At 55.1% G+C, this 13767-nt stretch carries 12 protein-coding genes; 3 read left to right on the forward strand and 9 right to left on the reverse strand.

Annotated features, from left to right (window positions below):
• The first annotated feature begins 11 nt into the window (after positions 1-11).
• The 3 genes from sucC to OGV50_RS21195 all read left to right on the forward strand — a co-directional run bounded on the left by sucC (position 12) and on the right by OGV50_RS21195 (position 3545).
• Entirely contained in the window at positions 12-1178 is a 1167-nt protein-coding gene (gene sucC, locus OGV50_RS21185) for an ADP-forming succinate--CoA ligase subunit beta (protein ID WP_012133271.1), read from the forward strand.
• Positions 1178-2047: a succinate--CoA ligase subunit alpha gene (gene sucD, locus OGV50_RS21190; protein WP_012133270.1), complete on the forward strand. Its 870-nt coding sequence runs from the start codon at positions 1178-1180 to the stop codon at positions 2045-2047. The genes sucC and sucD overlap by 1 nt, the downstream gene beginning before the upstream one ends.
• 589 nt (positions 2048-2636) lie before the next feature.
• On the forward strand, positions 2637-3545 hold the full coding sequence (locus OGV50_RS21195; protein WP_024130527.1) for a LysR family transcriptional regulator: 909 nt from the start codon (positions 2637-2639) through the stop codon (positions 3543-3545).
• A gap of 129 nt (positions 3546-3674) precedes the next feature.
• Here OGV50_RS21195 and cobO read toward each other — a convergent pair whose 3' ends face one another.
• From cobO to glmS, 9 genes are all read right to left on the reverse strand, one after another.
• Positions 3675-4277, reverse strand: coding sequence for a cob(I)yrinic acid a,c-diamide adenosyltransferase (gene cobO, locus OGV50_RS21200; RefSeq protein WP_012133266.1), 603 nt, complete (start codon positions 4275-4277; stop codon positions 3675-3677).
• Between the two features lie 9 nt (positions 4278-4286).
• Entirely contained in the window at positions 4287-5939 is a 1653-nt protein-coding gene (locus OGV50_RS21205) for a class I fumarate hydratase (protein WP_200092117.1), read from the reverse strand.
• A 108-nt stretch (positions 5940-6047) separates the two neighbouring features.
• Entirely contained in the window at positions 6048-7355 is a 1308-nt protein-coding gene (locus OGV50_RS21210; RefSeq protein ID WP_012133264.1) for a dicarboxylate/amino acid:cation symporter, read from the reverse strand.
• A 167-nt stretch (positions 7356-7522) separates the two neighbouring features.
• Positions 7523-7840, reverse strand: coding sequence for a DUF4387 domain-containing protein (locus OGV50_RS21215; protein ID WP_012133262.1), 318 nt, complete (start codon positions 7838-7840; stop codon positions 7523-7525).
• A complete protein-coding gene (locus OGV50_RS21220; RefSeq protein WP_047458076.1) occupies positions 7837-9207 on the reverse strand; it encodes an acyclic terpene utilization AtuA family protein in 1371 nt (456 codons plus the stop codon). The genes OGV50_RS21215 and OGV50_RS21220 overlap by 4 nt, the downstream gene beginning before the upstream one ends.
• Positions 9208-9210: 3 nt before the next feature.
• Positions 9211-10452 (reverse strand): methylaspartate ammonia-lyase, encoded by a 1242-nt coding sequence (locus tag OGV50_RS21225; RefSeq protein WP_012133260.1) that lies wholly within the window; start codon positions 10450-10452, stop codon positions 9211-9213.
• Positions 10452-11897 (reverse strand): methylaspartate mutase subunit E, encoded by a 1446-nt coding sequence (locus OGV50_RS21230; protein ID WP_286488746.1) that lies wholly within the window; start codon positions 11895-11897, stop codon positions 10452-10454. Before OGV50_RS21230 ends, OGV50_RS21225 begins: the two co-directional genes overlap by 1 nt.
• Before the next feature lie 18 nt (positions 11898-11915).
• Entirely contained in the window at positions 11916-13304 is a 1389-nt protein-coding gene (gene glmL / locus OGV50_RS21235; protein WP_200092133.1) for a methylaspartate mutase accessory protein GlmL, read from the reverse strand.
• The gene (gene glmS / locus OGV50_RS21240) at positions 13304-13753 is read right to left on the reverse strand and encodes a methylaspartate mutase subunit S (protein WP_012133257.1); all 450 of its coding nucleotides are present in this window, start codon (positions 13751-13753) and stop codon (positions 13304-13306) included. The genes glmL and glmS overlap by 1 nt, the downstream gene beginning before the upstream one ends.
• Positions 13754-13767 lie beyond the last annotated feature (14 nt).

Below are 13767 nucleotides of genomic sequence, written 5' to 3' on the forward strand. Positions count from 1 at the left end.
GGACAGAACACATGAACTTACATGAATATCAGGCAAAACAACTTTTTGCCCGCTATGGCTTACCGGCGCCGGTGGGTTATGCCTGTACTACTCCGCGTGAAGCAGAAGAAGCCGCTTCAAAAATCGGCGCGGGTCCGTGGGTAGTAAAATGTCAGGTTCACGCAGGCGGCCGTGGCAAAGCGGGCGGTGTGAAGGTTGTTAACAGCAAAGAAGAGATTCGCGCGTTTGCGGAACACTGGCTGGGTAAACGCCTCGTGACCTACCAGACAGACGCTAACGGTCAACCGGTCAACCAGATTCTGGTTGAAGCGGCGACCGATATCGATAAAGAGCTGTATCTTGGCGCGGTTGTTGACCGTAGCTCCCGCCGCGTGGTCTTTATGGCCTCCACCGAAGGCGGCGTGGAAATCGAAAAAGTGGCGGAAGAGACCCCGCACCTGATCCACAAAATCGCCCTCGATCCGCTGGCGGGCCCAATGCCGTATCAGGGCCGTGAACTGGCGTTCAAACTGGGTCTGGAAGGTAAGCAGGTTCAGCAATTTACGAAGATCTTTATGGGTCTGGCGACCATTTTCCTTGAGCGCGATCTGGCGCTGATCGAAATCAACCCGCTGGTGATCACTAAGCAGGGCGATCTGATCTGTCTCGACGGCAAACTGGGCGCTGACGGCAACGCGCTGTTCCGCCAGCCGGATCTGCGTGAAATGCGCGACCAGTCTCAGGAAGACCCGCGTGAAGCACAGGCGGCGCAGTGGGAACTGAACTACGTGGCGCTGGACGGCAACATCGGCTGCATGGTTAACGGCGCAGGTCTGGCGATGGGCACGATGGACATCGTTAAACTGCACGGCGGCGAACCGGCTAACTTCCTCGACGTAGGCGGCGGCGCGACCAAAGAGCGCGTAACCGAAGCGTTCAAAATCATCCTCTCTGACGACAACGTGAAAGCGGTTCTGGTTAACATCTTCGGCGGCATCGTCCGTTGCGACCTGATTGCCGACGGTATCATCGGCGCGGTAGAAGAAGTGGGTGTTAGCGTACCGGTTGTCGTACGTCTGGAAGGCAACAACGCCGAACTCGGCGCGAAAAAACTGGCTGACAGCGGCCTGAATATTATTGCAGCGAAAAGTCTGACGGATGCAGCTCAGCAGGTTGTTGCCGCAGTGGAGGGGAAATAATGTCTGTTTTAATCGATAAAAACACCAAGGTTATCTGCCAGGGCTTTACCGGTAGCCAGGGGACTTTCCACTCTGAACAGGCGATTGCTTACGGCACGCAGATGGTGGGCGGCGTAACGCCAGGCAAAGGCGGCACCACGCATCTGGGTCTGCCGGTATTCAATACCGTGCGTGAAGCGGTAGAAGCCACTGGCGCCACCGCAACGGTTATCTACGTTCCGGCGCCGTTCTGCAAAGACTCCATTCTGGAAGCTGTCGACGCGGGCATCAAACTGATCATCACCATCACTGAAGGCATCCCGACGCTGGATATGCTGACCGTGAAAGTCGCGCTTGACGAAGCGGGCGTGCGCATGATCGGCCCGAACTGCCCGGGCGTGATCACCCCAGGCGAGTGCAAAATCGGCATCATGCCGGGCCACATCCACAAGCCGGGCAAAGTGGGCATCGTGTCCCGCTCCGGTACGCTGACCTATGAAGCGGTTAAGCAGACCACTGACTACGGTTTCGGCCAGTCCACCTGTGTGGGTATCGGCGGCGACCCGATCCCGGGCTCTAACTTCATCGATATCCTGAAACTGTTCCAGGAAGATCCGCAGACTGAAGCGATCGTGATGATCGGTGAGATCGGCGGTAGCGCGGAAGAAGAGGCGGCGGCATACATCAAAGAACACGTAACCAAGCCGGTTGTCGGTTACATCGCGGGCGTTACCGCGCCGAAAGGCAAGCGTATGGGTCACGCGGGCGCGATTATCGCGGGTGGTAAAGGTACGGCGGATGAGAAATTCGCCGCGCTGGAAGCCGCAGGCGTGAAAACCGTTCGTAGCCTGGCGGATATCGGCGAAGCGCTGAAAGCCGTAATGAAGTAATTCTCAAAAAGCAGCAATAAGGCCCGACTCCTTCGTGCGACAGGGGAATACCTGAAGCGCGAAGGATGCAGGGCTGGTCCGTTTTCGACATGGTTGGTCACCTTCTGGTGACCTTTTTTTTGCCTGTTTTGCCGCTTAACCGTGTTGAAAATAAGCATCTTGCTGCGGTAAACGTTTACCCTCGCTTATTGTTATTAATATCATCCTGCCAGCAGGTAACGAACAGAAAATTATCAGACACATAAACAGTCGCTTTCTGTTATGCCGCGTGTTAAATCCTCCTTAAATAAACCACAAATAATATTGATTCACCTCGCAACATTTTTTCTCCATAAAACAAGTTAACATGAAAAATTATTAAGAACTTATTAGCACTATTTGCCTGTAATTAACCGCGTTTAAATTGTGTTTATTGTCGGGGTTGAGTATTATTGCTTAATATTTAAACACTGGCAGTGTGCGTAAATCATGGAGTGGATCAATGACATTAGCGGAGAAAATAAAATATAACTCTCGGGGATAATCTGGAGGGGTTGCATTAATTTTTTATAAATTAAACTATTTTTGTACGCTGCATATGGAAGACGTTATGAGAGGAAAGATACCCAAGACCGAATTACTGGTGACTTTTGAAGTGGTGGCGCGTCACGAAAGCTATACCCGGGCAGCAGAAGAGTTGGCGTTGACTCAGAGTGCCGTGTTCCGGCAGGTGAATGCGCTGGAGGATTTTTTACATACCTCGTTATTTAACCATGCCAAAAAGCGAATTTTTTTAAATGCAGCCGGTAAGCATTATCTGAGCATTGTTAAAGAAACACTTAACAAACTTGAACGCGATACCAATACGATAATGACCTGGCAACCCACCGTTCAGGTCATTGAGCTGGCGGTGAACCCAACGTTCAGTACCCACTGGCTGATTCCGAATTTACGTGAATTTAATAAAATAAATCCTGACATTATCGTTAATATTCATTCGCTGGCGAATATTGGCGATTTTCTTAACCGTGAGTATGACGCCGCCATTATGCGGGAAGATTTTTGCTCGCCCTGGTCAGAGGTGGAGTATTTATTTGAAGAGGAAATTTTACCCGTATGCAGTGGCAGCCTTTTACCTCAGCCGAATCAAAAACTGACCGTAGAAGAGTTGCTCAATGAATTTCCCCTTTTGCATCAAAGTACGCGCATCAAAGGCTGGCAGGAATGGTTCGCGCTGTCGGATATCAACAGTCCGCTGGTGAATAAAGGCCCGCGCTTTGATTTATTGTCGATGCTGATTGCCGCCGTGCGTTCTAATCTGGGCGTGGCGCTATTACCCCGGTTTGCGATCCAGCACGATCTGGATAACGGTGAGATGGTGATTCCCTGCGATGTGCCGATGCGTACAGGGAACCGGTTTATTATGACGTGGCGCGAAGAAAAAGCGGAATCCCGGTATTTACAGATCTTCCGTGACTGGCTGCTGCAAAAATCGGTAATCTCAGCGGTGGAGCGCTGACGCCGGATGGCGGCCAATGGCCTTATCCGGCCTACAAGCGGTGAGGGCTGCGGCCGGTGGCTTTATCCGGCCTACAGGCGGTGAGGACTGTAGGCCTGATAAGCGCAGCGCCATCAGGCAAAGGCGCGGCTACCAGTCTATCCCCGCCTGCGCCTGAATGCCGCTATCGAATGCATGCTTCACCGGGCGGACTTCGCTGACCGTATCGGCGAGTTCCAGTAATTGCGTATGACACCCGCGACCGGTAACGATCACGCTCTGCTGTTCGGGACGATTCACAATCGCGGCGATCACGTCCTGGGTGTCCAGGTAGTGATAAGCCAGCATGTACGTCAGTTCATCCAGCACCACCAGATCGTAACGCGGGTCGGCGAGCATGCGCCTGCCTTCCTGCCAGACGGCTTCCGCCGCCTGTATATCCGCTTCCCGATCCTGCGTCTCCCAGGTAAAACCGGTGCCCATAATGTGAAACTCAACGCCAAGCGGTTGCAGCGTGTTGTATTCACCGTTATCCCACTGACCTTTAATAAATTGCGCGACGCCAACGGTTTTGCCGTGACCGACCGCGCGGGTCGCGGTGCCAAAGGCCGCCGTCGATTTTCCTTTACCGTTCCCGGTGAAAACAATCAGGACTCCTTTCTGTTCCGTGGCCGCCGCCACGCGGGTGTCCACCTGTTCTTTCAGTTTTTGCTGCCGCTGGCGGTGCCTGTCAGTATTGGCTCGCGCTTCCATAAATGCTCCTTAATGCCCTGCCGGACAGGTCGCGCAGCGATGTTGCTGCTCAAACTGGCTGAAGAAGTTATTGCCTTTATCATCCACCAGCACAAAGGCGGGCAGGTTTTTGACCTCCATCATCCACACGGCTTCCATCCCCAGTTCGGGATACTCAAGGCAGCGCAAGCTTTTAACGTACTGCTGCGCCAGAAGCGCGGCGGCGCCGCCAATGCTGCCAAGATTGAAGCCGCCATGCTTGTGGCAGGCTTCGGTCACTTGCTGGCTGCGGTTGCCTTTCGAAAGCATGATCAAACTGCCGCCCGCCGCCTGGAAGGCGTCAACATAGCCGTCCATGCGCCCGCCGGTGGTCGGGCCGAGAGAGCCGCAGGCCTGTTTTTCCGGCGTTTTGGCTGGCCCCGCGTAATAAACAATGTGATTTTTCATGTAGTCCGGCATCGGTTCGCCGTTATCCAGACGCTCTTTAATTTTGGCGTGCGCGATATCGCGGGCGACGACAATCGGGCCGTTCAGCGACAGTCGGGTGCCGACAGGCAGCGTGGAAAGGTTATGCAGGATCTCGCGCAGCGGACGGTTGAGATCGAGCTGTACGGTCTGGGCGCTGTTTTCCACGCGCAGGGATTCAGGAATAAATTTTCCCGGATTGTGTTCGAGTTTTTCCAGCCAGATGCCGCGTTTGTTGATCTTCGCTTTAATATTGCGGTCGGCAGAGCAGGAGAGCGCCATTGCGATGGGGCAGGAGCCGCCGTGGCGCGGCAGGCGGATAACGCGGATATCATGAGCGAAATATTTGCCGCCAAACTGTGCTCCGATGCCAAACTCGCGGCTGGCATTGAGCAGGGTTGTTTCCAGCGCCGTGTCGCGAAACGCCTGGCCCAGCTCGTTTCCGCTGGTCGGCAGGGGGTCGTAATATTTGGTTGAGGCCAGCTTCGCCACTTTCAGCGCCTGGTCGGCAGACAATCCGCCAACCACAAAAGCGATATGGTAAGGCGGGCAGGCTGCTGTTCCCAGCGAACGCATTTTTTCGATCAGGAAAGCGGTGAGTTTTTCGGGTTGCAGAATAGATTTGGTTTCCTGAAACAGCGCCGCTTTGTTGGCGGAACCGCCGCCTTTATTGACGAAGAGAAACCGGTATTCGTCACCCAGCGTCGCGCTGATATCAATCTGGGCGGGCAGGTTGGTTTGGGTATTCACCTCGGTGTACATGTCCAGCGGGGCGTTCTGGGAGTAGCGTAAGTTATTTTCCTGGAAAGTGATGTACACGCCTTTGCTCAGGGCTTCGGCATCGTCGCCGCCTGTCCAGACGTGCTGACCTTTGCTCGCCACAATGGTTGCCGTTCCCGTGTCCTGGCAGTTTGGCAGTACGCCTTTCGCCGAGACTTCGGCATTGCGTAACAGTTGCAGCGCGACGTACTTATCATTACTGCTGGCCTGCGGATCGTGCAGGATGCTGGCAATCTGTTTCAGATGCGCGGTGCGCAGGAAAAACGAGGCTTCATAAAATGCCTGTTGGGCCAGCAGAGTCAGCGCTTCAGGCGCGACTTTGATAACCTCTTCACCGTCTAACTCCGTTACCGTAATGTGCTTGTCGCTGAGTAATTCATATTCCGTCGTATCTTTGCTTTGAACAAACGGTTCCTGCCAGACAAATGGTTTAGACATATTAACTTCTCACCTTTAAGTTATTTTTGCCGGACGGCTGTCCGGCCTACAACAATGCGCAAACCGTAGGCCGGATAAGCGTTAGCGCCATCCGGCATCGCTGTGGTATCAGGACATCGCCACTTCTGAGTGTTCGGTTGCCGGGCGCTCCTGTTCCGGGGTTTTGACCGGTGCTTTGCCACGGCAGCCTGCGCCGAAGTGCTCGCCTTCCCAACGACCGACAATCGCCGCACCCATCGCATTACTCATCACGTTGGTGGCAGAACGGCCCATATCGAGGAACGGATCGACGCCCATCAGCAGGATCAGACCGGCTTCTGGAATGTTGAACTGGTTGAGAGTGGCGGCGATAACCACCATTGACGCACGCGGCACGCCTGCCATTCCTTTGGAGGTCAGCATCAGAATCAGCAGCATGGTGATCTGCTCGCCCATGCTCAGTTCAATGTTGCACGCCTGGGCGATAAACACGGTGGCAAACGAGCAGTAGGCCATTGAGCCGACGAGGTTAAAGGAGTAACCGATAGGCAGTACGAAGCTGGCAATCTTGGAAGAGACGCCAAACTTCTCCAGTTTGTCCAGCGTACCAGGGAAAGCCGCTTCCGAGCTGGACGTGGTAAAGGCCAGCAGCGCGGGTTCGAAGATTGCTTTGGTCAGACGACTGATGCACGGCCCGACAATCATTGTCGACAGGCCAATCAGGATCGCCCACAGCATCCCCAGCGTCAGGTAGAACTCGCCCATGAAGATCCCGGCGCTGACCATCACGCCCAGACCGCGTTCAGCAATCAGACCGGAGATGGCGGCAAAGACGGTCAGCGGCGCAAACAGCATCACGTAACCTGTCAGCTTCAGCATGACGTGCACCAGCGAGTCGAGCACTTTAACAATGGCGGCGCCTTTTTCACCAACAGCGGCCAGGCTGCAACCGAGGAAAATGGAGAACACCACAATTTGCAGGATCTCGTTGCGCGCCATCGCATCGATAATGCTGGTGGGCACGGCGTGCGAGATAAAGACTTTCAGCGTGAAGGGTTCAGACTGCACGGCGGCAACCGCGCCTGCGTCGTGTGCCACAAAGTTAATGCCTGCGCCTGGCTGGAACATATTGACGATGACCAGACCCAACGCAATAGACAACAATGAGGCGCAAATAAACAGGAAAAAGGTTTTAGAGAATATACGCCCCAGCGTTTTGGCATCGCCCATTTTGGCGATCCCCACCACTAACGTTGAAATAACCAGGGGGGCAATAATCATTTTTACCATGCGCAAAAATATGGTGGTAAAAATAGAGATGTCCTGGGCGTACGATTTTGCTGTTTCAGCCGATGCCATATTATTAATGGCCACCCCGGCAATCATGCCGAGTATCAGGCCTAATATGATCATTTTGGTTAAACTTATTTTTTTCATGTTTGCTCCATCGGATAATGGTTGGAGAATAATGTGTAGGGCAGCGCATACCCGAACGCAGACAACCGCTCAGGCACGCGCTTGTTATGACCAACCGCATGAATAATCAGGAAAACAGTGATACAGCAAAATCCTGTATCCTGATGGCTGTTGTTGTATTGTTATGACTACAAGTCGAAGGTAATACTTAATAGCGGCGCGTGTTGCTGTGCGCCATAAACATCATTGTCACCAACGTTGCCGGAAATAATATCGCGCGGCATGACAATTTTTACCGCATTTGCCGGATCAAACCAGACAATGCGATGAATAAAATCAGGCTCGACGTTATATAAACGGGCAATAAGCTGCGGCGTTAATTGTTCCGATGCTTTTACCCGCTGATAGTCTTCCCGGGTTTTAAACAAAATATCTAAAACCAGTTCGTACGGTCCGGCGTTTTTGGAACGAATCACCTGCGCCAGTGAGCAAATCGAGTGTTTCATGCCTGAACTCCTTCCGGCGTCACCTGTTCGAGGTGGAAATCAAATTGCAGCGCGTCGCTCGCTTCAATCAGGTGATAGATTGAAAACTCATACACTGGCCCGCTTTGAATGTCGGAAGGCGAGAACGGGAAGGCGAGGTTGCCCGCCGTCGCAATCCGGTTTTCATAGCCATAGTGCAGGAGGGTGGAACGCACCAGCGAACAGACGCTGTTGGCGATATCCTGCGTCGGCGCGACCACGTCGAGCAATATGCCCAGTTCGTGCCCGGCGCTCTGCATCGGTTCGTGATTGCCCATCACCCCGTTCTTACCGTACAGGTGGAACGTCATGCGGATGCTGTCATCATTCAGCGAGAGGTTACGCGCCACGCTGGTCTTCACCTCTTCGAGAATGGTGTCAATGCTGGCAATCATGATCGGGTCGCGCGTCCCGGCGATGGTCAGACAGCGGAAGCCCACCTGACGCGCGCCTTCCAGCTTCAGCGCGTACGGCGTCTCTTCGTGACGGGAACCGCTGACGTAGACCTCGCCCTCGTTGACCGCTTTGAAGCTGCACCCTTTCAGATTCAGCACGCCGCCCGGCCCCGGCAGGTAGTACGGATCGGATTTCTCATACAGGGTGTGCGCCGCCGCAGAGGTTTCGGTGAACTTGCGCTTTGGATTGAACGTTTTGAGCGTAAAGCCGTTATCGTCAATGATCCCCATCGCGCAGTCGGAACCGGAACCCGGCGTCGCGGCGATGGCCGCGCACTCAAGGATCTTGCCGCAGTGCAGCGCCAGACCTTCATCAAAGCCCTGCATGATCGGCAGCGCCGCGAAGCAGGCCGGATCGTAAGCGCGTCCGCCCAGCACCACCTGCGCACCGGCTTTCAGCGCCCGCTGGAAAGGTTCGATGCCCATTTGCGCGACGATATAGGTGCTTTGGTCGATCGCGTCGTGGGTCAGTTCCGGGACGAAATCCAGCGCGGTGATTTTGCCGTTATCCAGCGCCTGGTGAACGATCGCTTTATCAACATCTGACGGGATAAGCGCCATCGAGAACGACAGTTTCTCTTCCTGAGCAATCTCAAGGATTATCTGGCGACACCACTCCAGATGCGGCGCCGCGCCGGAGCCTCCGGCAGTGCCGATCACCACCGGGATGTCGTTTTTTACGCCTGCGGTGATCATATAGCGCAGATCGCGTTTCACTCCCGCCCTGTCGGTAAAGGGTTTCCCTGCCCCCAGGTAGTGGGGGCCAGGATCGGAGGAACCGGCGTCAACGGCGATCAGATCCGGCGACTCCTCCATCGCTTTGCGAAAGCTCTCTTCCGGGAAGCCATAGCCCAGAATGGCCGTCGGCGATAAGATCTTAAATGTGCGTGCCATTTCTCAATCCTTTGTCTGCAACAGCGCGATGGTACGGTTCATCTCGTTAAACACGATGTTGAGACCTTCATCGAAGCCCATACCCGGTTTCACCAGCATCCGCATCGGGCGCGCGGCCAGCGCGACATGTACGCAGGTGCGGGCGCTGATCTCGGTTTCGTTACAGGTGCCGCCCTGATAGGCTTCCATCCCGTGTTTGTTGCAATAGAGCACGGCGTCAACGATGTTGTGAATGCCGCCGAGATCCGGGGTTTTGATCTGCACCATGTGGCAACTGCCCGCGTCAGTGAAATCGACGATGTCCTGATAGGTGTTACACCATTCGTCAGCGACAATTTTCACGCCGGAACCGAGACGGGTCAGCTCTTTGGTGATCGCGGTCAGCAGACGGATCTGATCCGGTTTGTTACCGGCATCCACCGGGCCTTCAATGTACAACGGCAGACCCTGCGCTTCTTTCTCCAGGCTGGCGATGTACTCCGCGCAGCGTACCGGGTCCATATCGAAGATCAGGCCGATGGTGCCGTAGACATCAATATGCAGCGTCGGGTGATAGCGTGGGCTGGTGCGCAGGCTCAGGATGCGATCGGACAGCCAGCGTACATACTCACGCAGTTTCTCGCCCTGAAAGCCCAGTTTCTCTTCCACGTTGTTGATCAGCGCATGCGGCAGCACGTCAACGCCTTTGAGGATCATCTTATCGACGGCGATATAGCGATCGTCGCCACTCTGACCAAATAACGGAATCGCTTCCGGGACGCACGGCAACTGCCATTCATCGCAAACCACTTCTGCTTTCAGACGACCGGACGCCAGCGCGGTGGCGTCGAGCAGCGCCTGCGACAGGCCGTAACGCACGGCGGTGTGCAGCAGATTGCCGTCAATGCGCAGCTTGTCGAAGAAGCGGGCGTTCGGCAGGAACGCATCGACATCACGACCTTCCAGCAGCGGTTTAATGTGATCGTTCAGGAACGGAATAAAGTGCTCCGCCAGGAACAGCGGGTCACGACCGCCAGCGCCGGAATACTGCACGGCGGCGCAGTCACCGACCGCTACCGCGCCATTTTCCAGAATCAGCTGTACCGAGATGCACTCGCCCGCCTGACGCACAGAGGTAAAGCCGGGCGTGACCGGCGCGCCGGTATAAATGAATCCATCATGACCCGCGCCGTTTTTAATCGCCTGCTGATCGTCGAAATAGAATGAGGAGTAGCCAGCGGTGAAAAGGGCCTGTTTAATTTTCATTATGGTCTTCCTATTAATTGACTGTGGGATACCGCGTTGATGTCATCAACAACCATCTGGAATGAGGGCTTGCGTCCTTCAAAATGGGCGCGCTCAGCGACGTAATCGTGGTGCAGGGCGAGGATATCTTTCGGCAGCGGAACCGCACCGGCTTCAAGGATGCGAATGGCGCCGGAGTTATCGCGAACCGGCAGGATTTTGCCTGCGTTACAGGAGGCCGGGGCGAAAGGGACGTCCAGCACGCCAGCTTCAAAAGCCAGCACCGTGCCGCGCGCCACATCGCCGTTACCCAGCTCAAAGACTTTTTTCAGCACCGCACGGACTTCGCACTTAATCAGTTCGACTTCCTGTTCCACGGCCGCGCACGGCGGGAACTTCTGGTCGCTGACCATATTGAGCATCTGGCGAGAGGCTTTAAGCCCCTGGGCGTTTGCGGCGGCCGTTGGGATACCGAAGGCTTCGTGCGGACTCTTGGTGATCACTTTGGTCGCGCCGGACATACCCGCCACTGCCGCGCCCCAGGAGATAATGGCGAACGCTTTGGATTCATCTTCCGGGAAGCCGCCCATCCACTGGTGGAAGACGGTGCTCAGTTCGTAATCATCAAAGCCGTAGTTCTGGAAATATTCGTGGGACAGTTCGCGCAGTGACTGAATGGCGGCGATATCCTGCGTCAGGCTGCCCACCTGGCCATAGCCGACGGTAATCGACTTCACGCCCTGTTCCAGCGCCAGCAGACCTTCGATGATGGCGACCGCGTGGGACATAAACGGCGGGATCAGCGTGCCGGTCAGCGGGCCGAACGGCTCGCGGTTAATGCGGATGCCGTGCTCTTCATACATTCCCATCAGACGGTCGCAGTACTGCCAGTCGCGGATTGATTTTTCCAGCGTGACGCGCTTGGCGTAAGGAATGTTGTAGGAGATGCCGCCGCCTTCGTAGCTGGTGAAGCCGCTGGCCATCGCGATTTCCGCCAGCAGTCGCGCATCCGGCGTACCGTGACGAACCTGAATGGGTTTTTCCAGCGCTTCCGTCATCCGGCGGCAGGCAGCAACGCCGTGGTTGACAACCGGCAGGCCGTTCAGCTTAGAGGTGCCTGCTTCGATGGATTTTTGAATACCGATCGCCGCTTCTTCGTAACGGTTCAGACGGGTATAGGCATCGATGGTGCTGGGAAGCAGATCGCACTCTTCCTGCAACGTTTTGAGCAGCGTGATGTGTTCATCCATCAGCGCCACGCCCGCGCGCGGCTGGCTGAGCGTTTTGCCTTCCTGATCGGCTTTTAACAGGGCGTGAGAAAAGCGTTTTTTCTCTGGAATGGTTTGCTGATACTTCACGCCATCTTCAAAATTCTCGACGTCCTTGCCGGTATGCCAGGTTTGCAATACCTGATGCCGCTCGGTCATGAATTCGTCATGGGTTAATTTTTTATTTCGGAGTTCCATTCGTAGCTGCCTTAGGTTTTATAGGGTTAAACATTGAATACTGGTGCGAGCGGCGAGCTGCGGGTACAGCCTGGCGACGTTCGCCAGCAGAGGAAGCAAGCCTTTTGAATCGCGGTAATAGTCAAACTGCCCGGGTAAGAGAATGCGTTTGCCGTCATCGTCCAGCTCGCGGTATTTCAACCAGCGATGGATGTCGAACTGACTGGCGCGGGAGAGCCATCCGCCGGAACCGACAACTTTGCGAACGGTGGTGAGGTCGCGCCCCATCTGTAAGTCGACGTTGCCCACGCAGGTGCAGACCTGCTTTTTGGTGCCCGCGTGACGTTCGCTGGCATAACCCACGCACAGCCCAGCCAGCAGGGCGTCGAAGAATTTCTCTTCGTCGCTGCGGGGGAGGTAATCGGGGTGGGAAACCAGGTGGCGCAGATAGCCGTAGAACGCCTCCTGACGCTCAGGCTGTTGGGCAAACACGACGTTTACCATCTCCTGGGTGCTTTCTCCGACCACAAGGGCAGAGACGCGCATCCCGAGATCGCCTTCAACGGTGCGTTTGACGAACGGTTCCGGCACGCCATGCAGCACGGTATCGGGAGAGAGCATATTGGCGCAGGCGGAGTACACGTCGGTGGTGGCGCCGCCCATATCGATCAGCATGAACTCTTTCCATGCGCTGTCGATGTCGCTGATGGCTTTAACCAGCTCGTAGACGGTCCACGGCGTTGGCATCGGCTCTTCGCCGGTTTCGCCAACAATCACGTCCAGCCCTTTGCCTTTCACGATGCGGGACAGGAACAGATCGCAAATGGCCTGGCGGGCGGCATACGGATTCGGGTGATCGAGGTCGGGCAGAATGTTGTCTACCGTGGTCAGATCTTTATGCCCCAGAATGGCCTGTACCTCATCCTGAATGTCACGGTTTCCGGCATAAATAATCGCGCAATCCAGATTTGAGTTCGCCAGCGCGCGCGCATTCGCCAGACCGTAGCTTTCTTCGCCGCCATCCGTACCGCCGGTAAACAGCAGGATGTCCGGCGGCGAGTTTTCTAACGCCTGGATGTCATGGCGGTTGAGCTTATACGCGTAATATTGCGCGATCTTCGCCCCCGCTGAGTGGGCAGTAACTTTTGCGGATTCCAGCGTGATAGACGGCACCAGCCCCATAGCGGCGACGGCGAGCCCGCCTTTTGCCGATGAGGAGTATTTCAACTGCACTTCGCCGCTTTTCAGCAACGGACGAGCATCGGCGACATTCAGCACCTGATTCAGACTGGCAAAAAAACCGTCTGCCAGATGGTATGTGGTGGTTGGCGTCAGGACATGGTTCACCAGGGTTAACGCATCCCCCTCCCTGGCGAAGAGGGCGGCTTTGGTCCATGTCGAGCCGATATCGACAGAGACGATTTGCATCAGATGGCCTCTTCAAGGCAGCGCTGTTCAACACCATGACGCGGGTTAATGTCCCCGGCCATTAACCGGCACACATCTTCCAGATCATGACTTGGCGCAAAGACGCGGTTAAAGCCCATCTCTTTAAACTTCGCTTCCACGTCGGCAAAGTCATGTTTACCCACCACCAGATTGCCGCCGACATAGAGCAGAATGTCACCAATACCGCGTTCGATGCAGCGTTCACGTAAACCGAGGCAGTCGATATCGCCGTGGCCGTAAATGGATGACACGACAATCGCATCGGCGCCGGTTTCGATTGCGGCATCAATATATTCATCCTGGCTTACCATGACCCCCAGATTGATTACGCGAAAATCATGGGCAGTAAAAACGCGATCCAAAACTTTATTGCCTACTGCATGGCAGTCAGCACCAATGACGCCAATAACAAGTGTTGATTTTTTCATGAGTAATCCTCTGT

Source organism: Citrobacter sp. CK180 (assembly GCF_030333655.1).
Lineage (GTDB): Bacteria > Pseudomonadota > Gammaproteobacteria > Enterobacterales > Enterobacteriaceae > Citrobacter_B > Citrobacter_B koseri.

Coding starts and splice junctions, on each gene's coding strand:
- sucC (WP_012133271.1), top strand. CDS start 12: ATGAACTTACATGAATATCAGGCAAAACAACTTTTTGCCCGCTATGGC.
- sucD (WP_012133270.1), top strand. CDS start 1,178: ATGTCTGTTTTAATCGATAAAAACACCAAGGTTATCTGCCAGGGCTTT.
- OGV50_RS21195 (WP_024130527.1), top strand. CDS start 2,637: ATGAGAGGAAAGATACCCAAGACCGAATTACTGGTGACTTTTGAAGTG.
- cobO (WP_012133266.1), bottom strand. CDS start 4,277: ATGGAAGCGCGAGCCAATACTGACAGGCACCGCCAGCGGCAGCAAAAA.
- OGV50_RS21205 (WP_200092117.1), bottom strand. CDS start 5,939: ATGTCTAAACCATTTGTCTGGCAGGAACCGTTTGTTCAAAGCAAAGAT.
- OGV50_RS21210 (WP_012133264.1), bottom strand. CDS start 7,355: ATGAAAAAAATAAGTTTAACCAAAATGATCATATTAGGCCTGATACTC.
- OGV50_RS21215 (WP_012133262.1), bottom strand. CDS start 7,840: ATGAAACACTCGATTTGCTCACTGGCGCAGGTGATTCGTTCCAAAAAC.
- OGV50_RS21220 (WP_047458076.1), bottom strand. CDS start 9,207: ATGGCACGCACATTTAAGATCTTATCGCCGACGGCCATTCTGGGCTAT.
- OGV50_RS21225 (WP_012133260.1), bottom strand. CDS start 10,452: ATGAAAATTAAACAGGCCCTTTTCACCGCTGGCTACTCCTCATTCTAT.
- OGV50_RS21230 (WP_286488746.1), bottom strand. CDS start 11,897: ATGGAACTCCGAAATAAAAAATTAACCCATGACGAATTCATGACCGAG.
- glmL (WP_200092133.1), bottom strand. CDS start 13,304: ATGCAAATCGTCTCTGTCGATATCGGCTCGACATGGACCAAAGCCGCC.
- glmS (WP_012133257.1), bottom strand. CDS start 13,753: ATGAAAAAATCAACACTTGTTATTGGCGTCATTGGTGCTGACTGCCAT.